This window comes from Pseudomonadota bacterium (assembly GCA_027620075.1).
GTDB lineage: Bacteria > Pseudomonadota > Alphaproteobacteria > Rickettsiales > UBA6187 > 1-14-0-20-39-49.
Map to the genome: position 1 here is coordinate 45539 of JAQCEY010000005.1, position 17685 is coordinate 63223.

A 17685-nucleotide genomic window follows, 5' to 3' on the forward strand; every position below is an offset into this window, starting at 1 on the left:
AGTTTTTTTATGGTTTACGTATTAGTTAGCTTTATAACTATTATCGCTGTTGAATTGTTTTTAAGGTTTCCGTTAATCTCTTGTGTAAAAAAATTTTCAAAAGTTTCTAAAAAGTCATTAAAAGTTATTTCCTCGAAGAAAATATCGGATCATTGGAAAGAAAAAGTTATGCCCGTATATGCCGTCAAGGTGTTCATGCTTACGTTGAAATTAACAATTTTGATAATTTGCGTTTTTGCGGGAGCTTTGTTGCCTGTTTTTGTTTTAGAGTATGCAATGGTACCGGAGCCGTCTTTTTGGGTTGAAATCGCAAAGCCATATGCCCTGATACTTTCATGTATTGTCGCAGTCTTATACTATTTTTTGCGTAAACGTTATGTCAGATTATAGCGTCGGTTCAAAAATATTGCACTATATTGCGTTGTCATCACCATTTATAGGGCAGGTTTGTTTTGACGTTGAGTGTAGTTTTAATAAAAATAAACCTGAGCCTAAAAAACCGGTTTTTGTTGCGGGGCTAGCTAGAGCAGGCACAACAATGTTAATGAATAATCTTTATAATACAGGTGAGTTTATTTCTTTGACCTACAGAAATATGCCCTTTGTTTTAATGCCGCAAGTATGGACTAAATTTTCAACCCCGTTTACAAAGAATAAGGATAAAGAGCAAAGAGCTCATGGGGACGGTATAATGGTTAATTTTGATAGTGCGGAAGCCTTTGAGGAGGTCTTCTGGCGTTGTTTTGATAAGAATAGTTATATTAGCCGAAATGCATTGAGTCTTCATGAGCCGAGCGATGAAATTTTAGATAATTTTAAGAAATTTGTATCAAATGTTCTTGCCGACGGTGCCGGTAAACGTTATTTATCTAAGAATAATAATAATATATTACGTTTCCCCGCAATTAAGAATAGTTTTGAAGATGCTGTTATAATAATTCCGTTTAGAGATCCGGTGCAACATGCGATTTCAATGTTTAAACAGCACAAACTTTTTTCAAGAATGCAAAGTGATGACAGGTTTTCTCTAAGCTATATGAACTGGCTTGGGCATTACGAGTTCGGTCTCGGTCATAAGCCTTTTTTATTTGATAAAACGGTATTTAGCGAGTATCAAGCTGATAAAATAGATTATTGGCTGGATTACTGGATTCATGTGTATAGCTATTTAAAAGATAATTTTTCTCAAAGCTATAATTTTATATGTTACGAAGATTTGTGTGTAAAACCCGCTACCATCTTAACGGAGCTTTATAGCATAATTGAAGTTGATAAGGACTTATTACAAAAAAATGATGTACGCCAAGTTATAAAACACGATGAACCGACTATGAATGAAAACAGCACAAAAAAAGCTTTTAAACTATATGAGAGCTTAAAGAGTCTTACTTTCTATTCTTGAGTATTTATAGCCCGAAACACTATACCTTTTTACTTGGTTTTAGTCGATGTTTCTGTTAACCAACTTGCAGTATCGGCATAGTCCTTTGTATAAAAACGTGTTGTTATAAATTTCTTATAATAAGGATTTGTGGTATTTCTCTCTTTTAAACCCCTTAGCTCCCATATTATGTTACCGTCGGAATCCACTTGAAGAATAGTACTTTGTTCACGAGATGTAACTGTTAGTGAGCCATCATCAAATATTGTGTAAGAACCTCTGGTAGCGGATTTTAAGTTTCCGCTATAAATAATCCTACTTTTATCGGTCTGAGGGTCATATTCCATAACTCTTGAAGTGTTTATAACCTGAGATTTTTTATTTTCTTTGTCATCATAAATAGCTACGCTTCCTTCGTTATCAAACATAGTTATTTTTGCATCATCGGTTAATTTTATGTGGTGTTGACTACGCCAAGGCCCCCTTCTGGCATATATAATTTTATCTTCACTAGGTCTTAATACCGATATAGTACTTATATCCCGATGTGATAATAATATATCTCCTACATTTAGAAGCGGCCATTTTTGTGCATGGCGTTCTTCAACGTAAACAACATCATTTAAATGTAGTCCGTTATAATAATCTAAACCGTTTTTTATACGATTAAGCATGTGACCTTTATTGGCATAGCTTGTCGTTAGCATATTTTGGTAGTGAGAATTAAAATATGCGTCGGTTACAGAGTGAGATGAAAGTACCAGACCTTTATCTATGTCTATTATATTTACAATCATGTCAATGAATTGGATTTTATTTTTGTCGGTTCTGTCAACTAAAGGAAATGTGTCTCTGAGCTTACTTGAAGTTGCGATTAGAAATCCTTCATCATTTAATTCCGATTCATGATGGAACAGATCTAACAGTTGCCACTTTATATTTGAATCTTTGTCTAACCTTACGATTATACCATAGTCAAATACACCGTAGGTGTAATGATTCTCTCTTACGGTCATTATTAAATCGCCATTCGGCATAAGATGTGCATCGGTACAATCCGGTCGAAAGGATTCTTCTTTGTCATGGTTTCTGAGTTTTAAATATTCATCATACTCTTTTGTATTGCGAAGCGTGTTAAAATCAAATTTCCACTCGTGGGCTATTTCTCCCTTATTATTAAGGAGGTATGCAATGGCAATATTTTTGTGCGGTATTGACGGACATGTTACATAGTAACCGTTATGTACTTTTTCAGGTTGATCGGTCCATGTAGTTATCTCATCAACAAAATGCATGTCGGCATAACCAGTCATTACGGATTTTATCGACTCGAATTGACCTGCTTGTTTTAAAACCCCTACTTGATACGCTATAAATGAACATAACAATATAATGTTCAAATTTGTTAGCTTGTCCCACAAATCACCTTTTTTGTCCTTATTAAGGCTTTTTTCTTTTTCGGAATTTTTCTTAACTTTACGTATGAATTTTTTAATCGGATACCAGAATACAGCAAAAATCGTCAGTACAACGGATAAAAGCAATCCTCCTATTATTCCAAGAGTGCCTAGTCCTATTCCCGGTCCTATATAAGCTTGTGCGTTAAATGCTAAACCGGATAAGATGAAGGTGATTATGATTGTTTTTGTCATGTTGACGTTCCAATTTATTATTAAGTAAATGATACCGAGTATAAATTATTATAAGATTCTTAGTGCATTTTTTATAATACTAAATTTACAGGTTTGCAAATAATTTAGCAACGTCAATCATTCTAACGGAAAAACCCCATTCATTATCATACCATGAAGATATGCGTACGAATTTTTTATCAATTACTTTTGTCCCTCGTGCGTCAAATATCGAACTGTGAGGGTTGTGGTTATAATCAATAGAAACCAAAGGTTCATCGTTATATCCTAAAACGCCTTTTAATTGATTTTCCGACGCTGTTTTAATCAGCGAATTAACTTCATCTACAGATGTGTTTTTTCCGGCATCAAACGTTAAATCAACCATTGAAACGTTCGGGGTAGGGACACGCACCGCACAGCCGTCAAGTTTGCCTGATAGTTCGGGCAGGACAAGACCAAGTGCTTTAGCCGCACCTGTTGATGTAGGTATCATCGACATTGAGGCAGTCCTTGCTCGTTGCAGGTCTTTATGCGAGCCGTCTAGAACGTTCTGGTCGTTGGTGAAGGCATGAACGGTGGTCATGAATCCGCGCTCAATACCTATATTGTCATTTAATACCTTTGCAACAGGGGCAAGGCAATTGGTTGTGCATGAGCCGATAGATATAACTTTATGCTCAGGTTTTAAAACATCATTATTAACACCATATACGATAGTAGCGTCAGCATCATCGGCAGGAGCCGATATCATAACCTTCTTAGCACCGGCTTGCAAATGCATGGCTGCTTTATCACGCTTGTTAAATACGCCCGTACACTCCATAACGATATCAATATCAAGCTCTTTCCAAGGAAGTTGCAATGGGTCACGCAACTGAAATAACTTTATTTCACCACGTCCCATGTCGATATTGTTACCGATTCTTTTTACCTGAGGAAATGTTCCATGTATCGAATCATATTTTAATAAATGCAGGTGTTGTTCAATATCGGCAGGTCCGTTAACCGCTACAACTTCAACATCGTCACGTTCATATTCGGTTATCGCCCTTAAAACACAGCGTCCGATTCTGCCCAGTCCGTTTATTGCAATCCTTACAGTCATGGTTTTCCTTTCTTTATTTAAAATAGTTTAAACTACAAGATGATGTTTAACTTTATTCGCTACATCGGGTATTTGACTAACTTACCGCTCTTTGGTTGCTTTTTTCAAAATTCATACCTTCTGATATATTAGCATAGAATTCATCATTGAATCCCGCTATTTTGTCTTTCTTTCACGCTAAGTCGGCTACATCTCTTAATGCCGACTTTACTGTCATCAGTAATTTATTGGGGTCTTGGTTCATCAGTTGGCCGGTGTCATTATTTACTAAAGACTGAGTAAGCCTGTTTGCATTACTAACACCTGTTTTTATCGAATGATGTATCTCCTCGCCACTTTCTTTAGCTTCTTTTGCAAGTCTAACTACGAGGTTACTTACATTTGCAAGTGCACTTGCCGAATTAGCAGCAGAAGGTTGATCGGTTCTGGCGTTATACATCCAGTCCTGTGTTTTTAGGCTTTCAGGGTCAATTTGGTCAAGGTTTTGAATATCTTCTTCAGCAGCCTTCGCCCTTAAGCTTGATTGTAAAGGTAGAAAATCTTTTTTCCATTGCCATACGTCACCCGACTCAAATTGTTTGCCGCCTTCAACCTTACTTAATGCTTCGGCATTTTCCGACAGGACGTTTAGTATAAAAGGTGCTTTTCCATCTGATGATTGTTCTTTTTGTATTTGTAAAGCAGCCTCCATTTGAGCGGGAGTTACCTTCGGTTCGATTTCTTTGCCTTCTGCGTTACGAACTTTATCGCCGCTTCGTTCACGTTGACCTGTTAAAAATTCACCTATGAACGGTATGTCGTTTAGTTTTGCTTTTGTCATTATATTTCCTTTCTATCTTTTATTAGCTATTTTTTCGTTAACTTTTTTCACAACATTTTCAGATGTAATGCCGAAATTCTTATATAAATCTTCTATCGGGGCTGATGCTCCGAAGCCGTTCATACCGATGAATATACCGTGAGGACCGATGAATTTTTCCCAACCTTGTTTTATAGCGGCTTCTATCGCTACTTTCACGCTATCGTTACATAACAGGCTTACTTTATAATCGCTATCCTGCTGTTCGAAAAGCTCAACACACGGAACGGACACAACCCTTGTTCCGATACCCTGTTCCTGTAATTTTTCTCGTGCATTTATGGCTATTTCCACTTCAGAGCCGGTAGCAAATATGGTAGCTTTTAAATCTCCTTTTGCTTCTGCCAATATATAAGCACCTTTTGCACATTTATTTTCAGGTGTAAATTCGGTTCTTTGTTGAGGAACATTTTGTCTTGTCAAAGCAAGTATGGAAGGTGTGTTTTCCGATTCTAACGCTAACTGCCAGCATTCTGCGGTTTCTGTCGCATCGCACGGGCGGTAAACATTCAGGTTAGGCATAGCACGTAAAGACGCCAAATGCTCAACGGGCTGGTGGGTAGGGCCGTCTTCGCCCAGACCTATGGAATCATGCGTCATAACATACACTACACGCTGCTGCATAAGAGCAGATAGCCTTATAGAGCCTCGGCAATAATCGGTAAATACCAGAAATGTTCCGCCAAAAGGTATGAAGCCGCCATGCAGTGCGATACCGTTCATAGCTGCCGCCATAGCATGTTCACGGATACCGTAATATATATAGCGTCCTGAAAAATCATCTGCACAAATAGGTTTTAAGCTGTCGGTTTTGGTAAGGTTAGAGCCTGTAAGGTCGGCACTGCCGCCTATTAACTCAGGAGCAAGGTCGGTAAGTGTTTTCAGCACTTCACCCGATGCCTTACGAGTCGCCCACGAAGGCTTTTCTGCCGCATAAGCTTTTTTCAAATTTTCAACGGCTTCTTTTAAGCCCGAAGGTAGTTTGCCTGATATAAGTCTTTCAAATTCAGCTTTTTTATCAGATGAAAGCGAGTTTAATTTTTCGTTCCACGCATTTTCTTTTTCTTGACCTTGAGAGCCGATTTTTCGCCAGTTATTAAGTATTTCTTCAGGTACTTCAAACGCAGGTGAATCCCAGCCAAGAGCCTCTCTTGTGCCTTTTATCTCGTCATCACCCAAAGGTGAGCCGTGCGATGAGTTCTTGCCTGCTTTTGTAGGTGCACCATATGCAATTGTTGTTTTGCAGGCTATCATTGAAGGAGTATCGGTTTGTTTTGCTTTTTTTATAGCGGTGCGTATCGCAGAAGGGTTGTGTCCGTCAATTTCCTGCACGTCCCAGCCGCTTGCTTCAAAACGTTTTTTCTGGTCATCGGAAGTGGAAAGGTCGGTAGAGCCGTCTATAGTAATTCCGTTATCGTCAAAAAGTACGATTAGTTTATTTAATTTTAAGTGACCTGCAAGAGAAATTGCTTCCTGAGATATTCCCTCCATAAGGCAGCCGTCACCGGCTATTACATAAGTATAGTGGTCTACAATATCATTTCCGAAACGCTCCGCCAGCATTTGTTCGGCTATGGCGAACCCTACGGAGTTAGCTATACCCTGCCCAAGAGGACCGGTAGTAGTTTCAATACCTTTTGCGTGACCATATTCGGGGTGACCTGCGGTTTTTGCTCCCCATTGGCGGAAATTCTTTATTTCCTCAATTGTCATATCTTCATAGCCGGTCAGGTATAAAAGGGAATATATAAGCATAGAGCCGTGTCCGGCGGATAGGATAAAACGGTCACGGTCAGCCCAATCAGGGTTTTTAGGGTTGAATTTTAAAAAATCGCTGAATAATACGGTAGCAACATCTGCCATACCCATCGGCATTCCGGGGTGTCCTGAATTTGCCTTTTGAACCGCATCCATAGATAAAGCACGGATTGCATTTGCCATTTTTATGATTTGTCGGTCGGAGTTTTTAGTGCTTTGTTCTTCGGATTTATTCAGCATTTTATACAATCTTCCCTGTAAAAAATTAATTCTAACGTGGCTTATAAAGGAAAAATACGGCTTTTTCAATGTATTTTTAAACCGGTGTTTACTATCTCAAGTCAATCGGATAGGGTTTGATTTTTTCACTTCTTTCAACGTGGGTGTTATTTTTACGCATGCTCGTTTCTTGTTTTATTTATGATTTATTAAGTTTTTTCTTATACAATTTGTTATGTAATTGTAATAATTTATTGAAGGAATAACAAGTCGTTATGCGAAAATATTCATTTTTAAATGCTATATACTTATCTTTTTTTTCGAAAGATTTTTATTGTGATGTACTGCAAAACCGCAAAGGGTTGGGGTTTTTGTACCTGTTTTTTATTAGTTTTATAGCATCACTTATTGTTGTCTCGTTATTTGTGTTGAAGGTACGTGATTTTGATAGTCAAAAGATTGTTGATGGATTGGCTGCGAAAATTTCATCTTCCGAGCATACTTTCGAGGATAACCTTAACAGGGTTTTGGATGTTATATCTCAAATACCGAGGGTAACATTCGAAAACGGACAGTTATCCACAAATAAGCAGGAACCCTATTACATTACTGATCCTGTTTCGGGAAAAAACATAGTTATTTTTGATACTAGCGGATATTACAATGGTTTAGAAAAGACTGATGCGGTAATGCTTTTTACTAAAACAAAAATAATTACCAAAAAGAATAACCGTACGGAACAAGCTCATTATGTTTCAGAAATGACGGCAGAGCAGGGAAGTGAGGAAGATTTAAACGCAATGTTCTCTATTTTGTCGCAAATACCTAAGATAACTATAACAAACGGTATTGCCTCCATTGAAGAAAACGTACCGTATAATATTGTCGACAAAGAAGGCTCGCCGCTTGTTATCATAGATACTGACGGGGATTATGAACCTATAGAAGATAACGGAGCTTTTTTGTTAATTACCGAGGACAGGATATTGATAAAAGATGCTTTTGCAACTCCTCAGGACGAGAACGTTGTTAAAGAAGTTTTTATATCCGACATAAATGAAGACATGATATATACGTTTATCCTTGAATTTTCAGATGCTGTACGGAACTTCCTGTTTTGGTTCATTCCGTTGGTTGTGTTACCTTTATATACAATGTTCTCGTTTGTTTTGTCTTTGATATTTATTTTGCTTATATCATTAATTACATTACTATTCGGCAAAGTTCTTAAGTTAAAGGATTTCGAGTATGAAAACGCACTTAGGGTGTCGTCTTTCGCTATAACGCCCGTGCTTATAGTAAGCAAAATATTACCGGATGCACTGCCAAACCAGAACTTGATATATTTTCTAATATTGCTTGGATATTTGTATTTTGCAGTTTATGCTAACGTAGGAAATAATAGATCCGAAGACTGAGATGAATCTTCTAAAGTCAAAAATAGCCACTTTAAAAAAGGTACATGAAAAGAAAAGACGTGTAATGGAAGCGTATTATGATAAGCTTCTGAAAGCTTCTTTGATAATTTCCATAGTGCCTAATATGGGCATTTGCCTGTTAGTTCTGTATAACAGGCTTTCTTTATTAGAAGGTATATTAAGCGGGATACTGGTTTTTCTAAGCTCAATGTTATTTGCCAAGCCGTATCTTGATGATCTTTCGTCACTGACTGCATATGTGGATGATCTTACTGTCGGAAGGATTACAAAACCTCCACAATTAAGCTTTATCAATAACGTTGAGCAGCTATCAAAGTCGGTACTTAATCTGCAAAGAAAATGGGGGGAAAAAGCCATTGAGCTGGAAGCTGCTTTGGCAGAGAGCAGTATCCTGTTCGATACTATTCCCGATGTACTGTTGATGATAGACAAGGATCTGAATATATTAAGAGCCAACAATGCCGCTATAAATTCATTCCGTAGAGGAGTAATCGTAACTAACCTCAAAGATATGACGGAAGATGAGTGTCTTATAAAATGCGTCGGTGAAGTGTTGAAAAGGGGATATGGAGATACTGTTGAAATAACTATGAAATCCAACAATAAAGCACATGATTTTCTGGTTATGGTTGAAAAATTCCCGGTTCAGTCAATTGCCGGAATATCGGCAGTTATAATAATGCATGATATAACCGAAGAAAAAAGACGTAAGCAGTTATTAAAAGATTTCGTTGCAAATGCAAGCCATGAAATCAGGACTCCTCTGACAAGTGTGATGGGTTTTTTGGAAAATCTTAAAACCCTTGACGAAGAGGAGGACAATGTAGAAATAAGACGGAAAACCCGTAAGAAATTCTTTGAAATCATGACGGAGCAGACAAACCGTATGGCGAAGCTGCTTAACGACCTTTTATCACTTTCAAAGGCCGAGATGAATGCCGGCGATTCACTTTCCGAACCGGTGAATGTTGAAAGCGTTGTAAGGGAAGTAGTTAACAGACTTAAGCACCTTGCCGATGAAAAGAAGATAAAAATAAAGATAGATAACCTGCAAGATTCGCCTATCGTGCTTGGTAGCTATGATGAGCTATCACAGGTTTTTACCAACATAGTAAGTAATGCCATAAAGTATGGAAAAGATAAGAGTAAAATAGAGATATCTAAAATTATAGCTACGGATTTTTCACGCTCCTTCCAAATGCCTAAAAATTGTAAGAAGCTGTTATTGATATCCGTAAAAGACGAAGGTGAGGGGATATCGGAACAGCATTTGCCGAGAATTACCGAAAGATTTTATAGGGTAGATAAATTACGCTCACGTAAAGTAGGCGGTACGGGGCTTGGTCTTGCGATAACAAAGCATATATTATACCGGCACTGCGGAGATCTGGTGGTGGAAAGTAAACTTGGTGTAGGTAGTACCTTTACCGTAAGGTTGCCCGTGCAGTAATCTTTTAAACGCTATTTGTGAGCATTAAATGCAGTTATATATAGAAATAAATTGTGACAGTGAACTTTGGAACGGGTTTTTAAGGAATGCTGAAGATATCATAAATGATGCGGCGTTAAAGATATTCGCTGAATTAGGACTTTCGAGCATTTTACAAAGTGCTGAAATATCCGTACTGCTCACCGATAACGAATCTATCAGAATATTGAATAATGATTACAGGCATAAAGATAAGCCTACCAATATACTTTCATTTCCTGCCGAGATATTATCGGCGGGTGATTATACCGAAGTTGAAAAGAACCTGATGCTGGGCGATCTTGCATTCGGATATGAGGTAATCGACGATGAGGCAAAAGAGCAAAAAATAATATTTCACGACCATTTTACGCATTTGGCGGTACACGGGATATTGCATCTTTTGGGATATGACCATATTGAAGATGATGCCGCAGAAATCATGGAAGGCATTGAGATAAAGATATTGCAGCAAATGGGTGTAGCCGACCCATATAAGTAAATACTTCGGAATTGTACGTTTAACGGTTGATGTGTCACCGGTGAACTTGTTTCAGGGTCTTTTCAAAGCAAAAGAGATGCTGAAATAAATTCAGCATGACAAAAACAAATAATTCTAACGACTCAACTATTAAACTTACAATTCCGAAATATTTTAGTCGGGCTATTGAATTTTATAAATTTATGATTATATACGCAAAAGCATTTGTAAGTTTTTTATTAAATATATATTTGAAATAATATTTATATTTGCAACCTGTAAAATTTTTTGCTATTATTATAACTATGAAACAAGCTATAAATCAAGAAGATAAGCCTCCGTCAGCGGGCTTGTTAAAAGAAGACGAAGAACCCGGAGAGTCGACAAAGCGCCCTGATGAGGGTGCTAAAATCGAAAAAAAGGAGTCCGGTGCAGGTCTTATAAAAAAGTTCAGAAGCCGTCTTAACAAGGTATTCAGTCTAAAAAACTCAAATACAATTGAAAAAGAAGTTGTAGAACTAATTGAAGAGCATGACCCTGAGGGAGTGCAGATTAGTGAGGAAGAAAGAAGTATCCTGACGAATGTACTGAATATAAGTGAGCAGAAAGTCAATCATGTGATGATACCGAGAACCGATATTGTAGCGGTTCAGGATAGTGCAAGCCTTGATGAGATAAAAAAGGTGCTTATAGAAAAAGAACATACAAGAATGCCGGTATATAGCGAATCACTTGATAATGTGACCGGCTTTATGCATATCAAAGACTTGATACCGCATTTCGGTTCTGATAAAAAATTTGATATAAAAAGCGTTATAAGAAAAATATTATATGTCCCGCCATCTATGAAGGTTGTCGACCTTCTGGTGAAAATGCGTTCGGAGCGTGTGCATATGGCTTTAGTGTTAGATGAGTATGGCGGAACTGACGGCTTGGTTACAATGGAAGACCTTATGGAAGAAATTGTAGGTGAGATAGAAGACGAGCATGACGAAATTGATGAGGTAAACGCGATAAAAAAAATATCTGCCGGCGTTTATGAGGTAAATGCCAGAGTTTCGGTTCAGGATCTCGATAGTGCGATAAATTCAACATTCAAAAAACCTGATGAGAGTGAGGATTACGATACCGTTGGCGGCTTAGTTTTCTTTATGCTCGGACATGTGCCTGAAAAAGGTGAGGAAATAGAACACCCTGACGGTTATCTTTTTAAGGTAATTGAAGCCGATGATAGAAGAGTGAAAAAAATACTTATTTCACAAAAGTAATCCCAAATTTCGGTATTTGCTATATAAATATAAACGTCATACTATGGCTTGACCATAGTATCCAAGCAATTTACTACACACACTTTTTGCATAATTTTTTGTTTCTTGGATTCCGTATCAGGTACGGAATGACGTTGTTGTATAGAATCTTCTGCAAAAGGTTGTAAAGTTCAACTCTTAGTCCCTTCTCCCTTTGGGAGAAGGGACTTTTACACCATTTTGCAGAAGCTTCTATAAATATTTCTATTTATCTAGACAAATAGTTGACATAACCTTTAACTTATTTATAAATTGTAATATGTTTTAAATAAACATTAATTATATTTGTTAATTAAGTTATAGGCTGAAATATGTAATTTTAGATTTTATTAGTTCAAGTTGTTTGTTAACAAAAGAACCGTCTTTAAGTTAAAGTTTTAGTTTCTATCTCTTAAATAAAAATTTTGTAAATGTTCTATCTTGCCGTCAGGTGTTTGGTTTAAGTGTCTGGGGGCTATATGAGGTGTTTATGTCAATTACGGATTACGGTAATGATAAAGTGAAAAATAGCATTGACTTAATTAGAAGTCGTATAAGACAAAAGAAACAAAGTGCAATAGACCTGTTTGAAGGCAATGAGGATAAGCAGGTTGAAGAAAAAGCCGATAGACATATATCGGGCGATATCACCGAGGCTGAAATAATCAGGGATTTTAAAGTTATACATAATGAGATATATACTGATAAAAAGGCAGGTGAGATTTTTAATGATTCCGCTAAGTACAGGGATAAGAACAAATGCGGCTTAAGTGGCGAGATAATACATGTGCCTATAGTGAGGAAGATAATCTTGTCAAAGGGTTTGTAACACGGTCTTAAATCGTTGCATATTTGATTTAATGCCTCTATATTCCCCGCATGCAGCAAATTATAGATTTTATACTAAATACGGTTGACGGATGGGGCTATTGGGGTGTTTTTATCCTTATGGTTATAGAAAGCTCATTCATACCTTTCCCTAGTGAAGTAGTAATAATACCTGCCGGATATCTTGCGTATCAGGGCAAAATGAATCTTGCGGTAATTATTTTTCTGGGAACGGCGGGGAGTTTGGTCGGTGCTTTGGTCAATTATTATTTGTCGATATTCATAGGCAGGGCTGTAATTATAAGGTTCGGAAAATATTTCCTGATAACCGAGGACAAGTTGGAGAAGTCCGAAGAGTTCTTTAAAAAACACGGTTCCTTTTCAACATTTACAGGGCGTTTAATTCCCGTGATAAGGCAGCTAATATCAATTCCTGCCGGACTTTCGAGAATGAATCTATGGAAATTCAGTGTATTTACTTCGCTTGGTGCCGGAATATGGGTGATTATACTTGCGTTACTGGGCTATTTTATAGGTCATAGCGAAGAATTATTAAAGCAATATACTAAATTAATAGTGGTTTCTTTGTTGATAATTGTAGCCATTGCCGTTGTTATTTATGTGTATCGGCATAAAAAAAATCAGAAAAAAGCTGAAAATAATAAAAATTAAATTTTATTGGTTGCACTTTTTATAATAATAGTTTAGATATCCTATCTCTTTTTGCGGGTGTGGCGGAATTGGTAGACGCACTAGATTTAGGTTCTAGCGCCGCGAGGCGTGGGGGTTCAAGTCCCTCCACCCGCACCATCTTAAAATTGGAGTGTAAACAGTTTTGTTGTTACTTCGCTCTCGGATTTATGATAATTTTTTGTACTACATTTCTTGCATGATAACGACATAAAAAAATCCTTCTTTATAGATTAAAAAAGAAGAATAACTATATTTAATCTCTTTCAGGTTTAATTCCTCGAGGCTTGCTTCGTATAATTTAAGTTGTAAGTTGCATCTTAAGTCAGGCATCACTTGCAACTAAGCTATATGCCCCGTAGCTTGCTGCGGGGCAGTTTACTTGTAATGATATGATTAATTAGTAATGCCGCACTGTTCAGTAAGTCATTATCTTTATTTTACTTTCAATGCCATTGAGGCATATACGATTTTACTAAAAGGATAACAAAGATTTAATACAATTACCTTCCAAATCCGGGACCATCCGGTGAATTATATGGTCGCTTACGAGAATATCTTGATTCAAATGATTCTGAATTTGTTACTTCATCAACATCCATCTCATCAACACTCTTGCTATTTCTTTTCTTATTACGTGCATCCACAATAGCAGCTTGTATGCTGACTGTGCTTAACGCCTCGTAACCCTCATATTTCATTTCTCCTGATTTTAATTGTGCTTCCTCTATTTGCAATCTATTAATAGCCATCAGATCATATTTTTTAGGGTCTTGAGACTTAGATTTTTCTACAGGAGAAACAATTTTGTTTCCCCCAATATTTTCATGAATTCTTGGTTGTTTAAGAGGCGGTTCATCTGACATGGGCAATATCTCCTCAATTATATTTATTATATCAACAATAATAGCACATAATTATGTATTTAACGTTACAGTTTTCCCTTTTTTCCCATTATTATCTTAAATGGAGTATTTGGAACTTATGTAAATTACTCTAACTTCTTTCTTTACTTTCCGAAACGCCATGTACCCAAGTTCTTCTTTTGCGACCGGTTTTTTCGGGTTCAAAGAAGTCATTTTCGGAAGGTTGCACCGAATCATTTTTTGCCATAGTAATGGGCTGCATGTTTAGTTCCGAGTTCATTGCGTAGTGTGTGCGATATAGTTTGTCGGTCAAGTTTTCAGAATAATTATCACCTGTTTTAAAGGCGTATTTAGGGTTTTTGTCTTTCTTTTTTAAAATAAGACTGTCATGATAACGATCTATTACCGAATATAGTTTGTTTTCATCGGTTCTACCGTTTTGCATAACCATAACGTCTATTTCCTGACCGTTCATATTATACATTGCCGGTAAGTTTTTGTTGCCGTCCGGCTGCCTTGTGTATTTTGAGCTGTCAAACTCTTTAAGTCTTTCGGCACGATCAATATCAAGATAATAACTACCGCCCTGAAAAACCTTTTGTTCTAAGAATAGTACGGTTGCTTTCTTTACGTCATTTACTATTCCGACCTCTCCGATATATTTGTTCGATTCCGGATCTATTAGTCCTATAAGAGCGTCGATTTTTGCTTTTTGTTCTTCTGTTATTAATTCATTTTCAACAGCATGGTTATTTAGTGCGTAAAGATCTTTGTTTTCATAAACGGTTAGGTGTGTCTCACCATCACAACCGTTATTATTATATTTTATAGGTACTTTTCTTGAAACAAAGCCTTGAATAGTTTTGCCGTTAAAATCTTTTTCATCACTGTCTTTAATAGAACCGGTATTGACGGATTTAATCTCGGGGGCTAATGATTTTTCATTGGACAGATTATTTCCCGCATCTTTTATATCGGATAAATTACCCCAAAAAACCACTTCCGATTCCAGACCTCTTGATGACAAATTAGCCTGTAACTGTGAGGCAACAACCAAAGCATCGGATAAAGCTTCTTTATAATATAGAGAAACTATCCCTTTACTTTTTTTCGGGTCGAACATCAGGTTAAAGCGGTTGTTATTAGTCATTGTTATATGTCTTGCCGAACCTGCAATATTCTACGGTATTCATAAAGTTCTCTAATGAAAGGTAATAGCTATCATTTCAACCATAATACATTAAAATGTAACATATTTCAAGCATGGGCTTTTGATTGCAATTTAGGCGATATCAGGAGATAAGATCCTCATGCAAGTAGTTCTCCGGCTTGTTCGGGAGTGGCGACCTTTAACAGAAATTGGAAATACTATAAAATAACGAAAAACTACTAAACCACTTAGTAATATATTAAATTTTTATCGAAAAATATTGCAAATTCCGAAAAAATCCTTATACAGGTGTATCTAATTAAAAATACCAGATAAAATAGGGTCAGTTTACATATGCAAGTTACCGAGTTAAAGAATGAAGGGTTAAAAAGAGAATTTGAAATCACCCTGCAAGCTAAAGAAATAAGCAAAAAAGTTGACGAGCGTTTGGCTAAGGTTGCTAAAACAATTAAAATGCCGGGTTTTCGTCCTGGGAAAGTTCCTTTAAGTATCGTTAAGAAAAAACACGGTAGGGAAATTTTAGGCGAAGTGCTTGAACATGCAGTTGCCGATAGTTCGCAAAAAGTGTTAAAAGAGAGAGAGTTAGATCCTGCCGTGCAGCCGAAGATAGAAATATCTTCATATGACCCTGAAAAAGAAGACGCAGATTTGGTATATAACATTTCATTTGAGATATATCCTGAAGTTCCCGAGGTTGACCTTGCAAAAATCGAGATTGAAAAAAGCATAATTGAAGTTACTGAAAAAGAAGTTAAAGACGGTATGGAGCGTCTTAAGCAATCCCAAAAAAACTTCAGACCGATTAAAAAAGCCCGTGCAGCTAAAAAAGGCGATGCGGTAGTTATTGATTTTGTCGGCAAAACCGACGGCAAGGCTTTCGAAGGCGGTGCCGCTAATGATTTTCAGCTTGAACTTGGTTCGGGACAATTCATACCCGGATTTGAAGAGCAACTGGAAGGCTCTAAAAAAGATGACAAAGTTTTAGTTAAAGTTTCCTTCCCTAAAGAATACGGTTCATCTGAGCTTGCCGGTAAAGATGCTGAATTTGATGTTACCTTAAAAGATATATTAGAGGCGCAAACACCTGAGGAAAATGACGAATTTGCTAAAACACTAGGCATGGAAAGCCTTGATAAGCTTAAAGATGCCATAAAAGAGCAAATCTCTAAGGATTTTGAGATGATAACACGCACTAAGCTCAAGAAAGATATATTTGACGCTCTGGACGAAAAATATAAATTTGAAGTGCCTGAGTCTATGGTTGATATGGAGTTCAAGTCCATTCAGGAAAGTGCCGGCAATGCCGAAGAGGTTAAAAACGCTTCTGAAAAAGAAAAGCAAGAGCAAGATAAAGAATTCAAACAACTTGCCGAAAGAAGGGTTCGTCTTGGCGTTATACTTGCCGATTTGGGCAAAAAGAACGCAATTAATGTTTCCGAGGACGAGTTAAGAAGGTCTGTATTTGATCAGGCACGTAATTATCCGGGGCAGGAGCAAAGGGTTATAGAGTTCTATCAAAAGAACAGAGAAGCACTTGACAGGCTTAAAGGGCCTATTTTAGAAGAAAAGGTCGTTGACTTTGTTCTGGGCAAGGTAAAAACCAAGGAAAAAAGTGTTACAACCGAAGAATTGTTGAAATTCGCACAGGAAGATGAGGTTTAAAAACGCCGTTCTTCAGGTTTTATCCACCGAAAATTGTTAAAAAAATAAAGTCGTTAAGTTGTTGTTTTCTATACTTAACGACTTTTTTTATGCCCATTCTTTCTTAATAATGTTAACTTCTTTTTACTCAAACTCTTGCTATGTAATAAGTTGTTCTCTATATTTGTCAGATAGAAACAAAAACTTATTGAATAGGTAATGGTATGAGTGATGTTTTCGCACCACATATGGACTTAGTTCCGATGGTAGTCGAGCAGACAAATAGAGGAGAAAGGTCTTACGATATTTTCTCCAGACTCTTGAAAGAAAGAATAATCTTTGTCAACGGACAGGTTCATGACGGTATGTCAAGCCTTGTAACGGCACAGTTGTTATTTTTAGAGTCGGAAAATCCCGATAAAGACATATATATGTATATTAATTCCCCGGGCGGAGTGGTAACTTCGGGAATGGCAATGTATGATACGATGCAGTATATAAAACCTGACGTATGTACTTTATGTGTAGGGCAAGCAGCTTCAATGGGTTCCCTGCTTCTTACTGCCGGTGCTAAAGGAAAAAGATTCATTCTTCCAAATGCCAGAGTTATGATACACCAACCATCGGGAGGCTTTCAGGGACAGGCAACCGATATGGAAATACATGTTAAGGAAATATTGGAAATTAAAAAACGCCTTAACCAGTTGTATGTTAAACATACGGGGAAAAGTTTAACCGTAATTGAAAAAGCCATGGAACGTGATAACTTTATGACTGCCGAGTCCGCAAAGGAGTTCGGACTGGTAGACAAGGTTATAACTCAACGCCCTCATGACGCTAAAGATGCTAAAAAATAATA

At 37.1% G+C, this 17685-nt stretch carries 16 protein-coding genes and 1 tRNA gene; 11 read left to right on the forward strand and 6 right to left on the reverse strand.

Features of this window, described 5'->3' with window-relative positions; all coding sequences use genetic code 11:
• Positions 1 to 9: 9 nt before the first annotated feature.
• Together O2942_07870 and O2942_07875 are read left to right on the forward strand one after the other, a co-directional pair.
• Entirely contained in the window at positions 10 to 390 is a 381-nt protein-coding gene (locus tag O2942_07870; protein ID MDA0782164.1) for a hypothetical protein, read from the forward strand.
• A complete protein-coding gene (locus O2942_07875) occupies positions 377 to 1402 on the forward strand; it encodes a sulfotransferase (GenBank protein ID MDA0782165.1) in 1026 nt (341 codons plus the stop codon). The genes O2942_07870 and O2942_07875 overlap by 14 nt, the downstream gene beginning before the upstream one ends.
• A gap of 29 nt (positions 1403 to 1431) precedes the next feature.
• Here the strand turns inward: O2942_07875 and O2942_07880 are convergent, their stop codons facing one another.
• From O2942_07880 to tkt, 4 genes are all read right to left on the reverse strand, one after another.
• Positions 1432 to 3033 carry a hypothetical protein gene (locus O2942_07880; protein ID MDA0782166.1) on the reverse strand — a complete coding sequence of 534 codons (1602 nt, stop codon included), beginning with the start codon at positions 3031 to 3033 and terminating at the stop codon, positions 1432 to 1434.
• A gap of 85 nt (positions 3034 to 3118) precedes the next feature.
• Positions 3119 to 4120: a type I glyceraldehyde-3-phosphate dehydrogenase gene (gene gap / locus O2942_07885; protein MDA0782167.1), complete on the reverse strand. Its 1002-nt coding sequence runs from the start codon at positions 4118 to 4120 to the stop codon at positions 3119 to 3121.
• Positions 4121 to 4292: 172 nt separating this feature from the next.
• Entirely contained in the window at positions 4293 to 4940 is a 648-nt protein-coding gene (locus O2942_07890) for a hypothetical protein (protein ID MDA0782168.1), read from the reverse strand.
• 12 nt (positions 4941 to 4952) lie between these two features.
• Positions 4953 to 6977 carry a transketolase gene (gene tkt / locus O2942_07895; GenBank protein ID MDA0782169.1) on the reverse strand — a complete coding sequence of 675 codons (2025 nt, stop codon included), beginning with the start codon at positions 6975 to 6977 and terminating at the stop codon, positions 4953 to 4955.
• A gap of 254 nt (positions 6978 to 7231) precedes the next feature.
• Here tkt and O2942_07900 point away from each other — a divergent pair, with 254 nt between their 5' ends.
• The 7 genes from O2942_07900 (at position 7232) to O2942_07930 (ending at position 13268) form a co-directional block, all read left to right on the forward strand.
• Entirely contained in the window at positions 7232 to 8374 is a 1143-nt protein-coding gene (locus O2942_07900) for a DUF1189 family protein (GenBank protein ID MDA0782170.1), read from the forward strand.
• A 1-nt stretch (position 8375) separates the two neighbouring features.
• A complete protein-coding gene (locus tag O2942_07905; GenBank protein MDA0782171.1) occupies positions 8376 to 9845 on the forward strand; it encodes an ATP-binding protein in 1470 nt (489 codons plus the stop codon).
• Positions 9846 to 9873: 28 nt separating this feature from the next.
• Entirely contained in the window at positions 9874 to 10365 is a 492-nt protein-coding gene (gene ybeY / locus O2942_07910) for an rRNA maturation RNase YbeY (protein MDA0782172.1), read from the forward strand.
• Positions 10366 to 10649: 284 nt separating this feature from the next.
• Positions 10650 to 11612, forward strand: a complete 963-nt coding sequence (locus tag O2942_07915; GenBank protein MDA0782173.1) for a hemolysin family protein — start codon at positions 10650 to 10652, stop codon at positions 11610 to 11612.
• Between the two features lie 508 nt (positions 11613 to 12120).
• Entirely contained in the window at positions 12121 to 12459 is a 339-nt protein-coding gene (locus tag O2942_07920; GenBank protein MDA0782174.1) for a hypothetical protein, read from the forward strand.
• A 50-nt stretch (positions 12460 to 12509) separates the two neighbouring features.
• Complete coding sequence (locus tag O2942_07925) at positions 12510 to 13130, forward strand: DedA family protein (GenBank protein MDA0782175.1); 621 nt, start codon at positions 12510 to 12512, stop codon at positions 13128 to 13130.
• Between the two features lie 53 nt (positions 13131 to 13183).
• Positions 13184 to 13268: transfer RNA gene (locus O2942_07930), tRNA-Leu, on the forward strand.
• Positions 13269 to 13651: 383 nt separating this feature from the next.
• Here the strand turns inward: O2942_07930 and O2942_07935 are convergent.
• Positions 13652 to 14014, reverse strand: coding sequence for a hypothetical protein (locus tag O2942_07935; protein ID MDA0782176.1), 363 nt, complete (start codon positions 14012 to 14014; stop codon positions 13652 to 13654).
• Between the two features lie 130 nt (positions 14015 to 14144).
• Positions 14145 to 15164, reverse strand: a complete 1020-nt coding sequence (locus O2942_07940; protein MDA0782177.1) for a hypothetical protein — start codon at positions 15162 to 15164, stop codon at positions 14145 to 14147.
• A 354-nt stretch (positions 15165 to 15518) separates the two neighbouring features.
• Between O2942_07940 and tig the strand changes: the two genes are divergently transcribed.
• A complete protein-coding gene (gene tig / locus O2942_07945; GenBank protein ID MDA0782178.1) occupies positions 15519 to 16847 on the forward strand; it encodes a trigger factor in 1329 nt (442 codons plus the stop codon).
• A 203-nt stretch (positions 16848 to 17050) separates the two neighbouring features.
• Positions 17051 to 17683: an ATP-dependent Clp endopeptidase proteolytic subunit ClpP gene (clpP, locus tag O2942_07950; protein ID MDA0782179.1), complete on the forward strand. Its 633-nt coding sequence runs from the start codon at positions 17051 to 17053 to the stop codon at positions 17681 to 17683.
• Positions 17684 to 17685 lie beyond the last annotated feature (2 nt).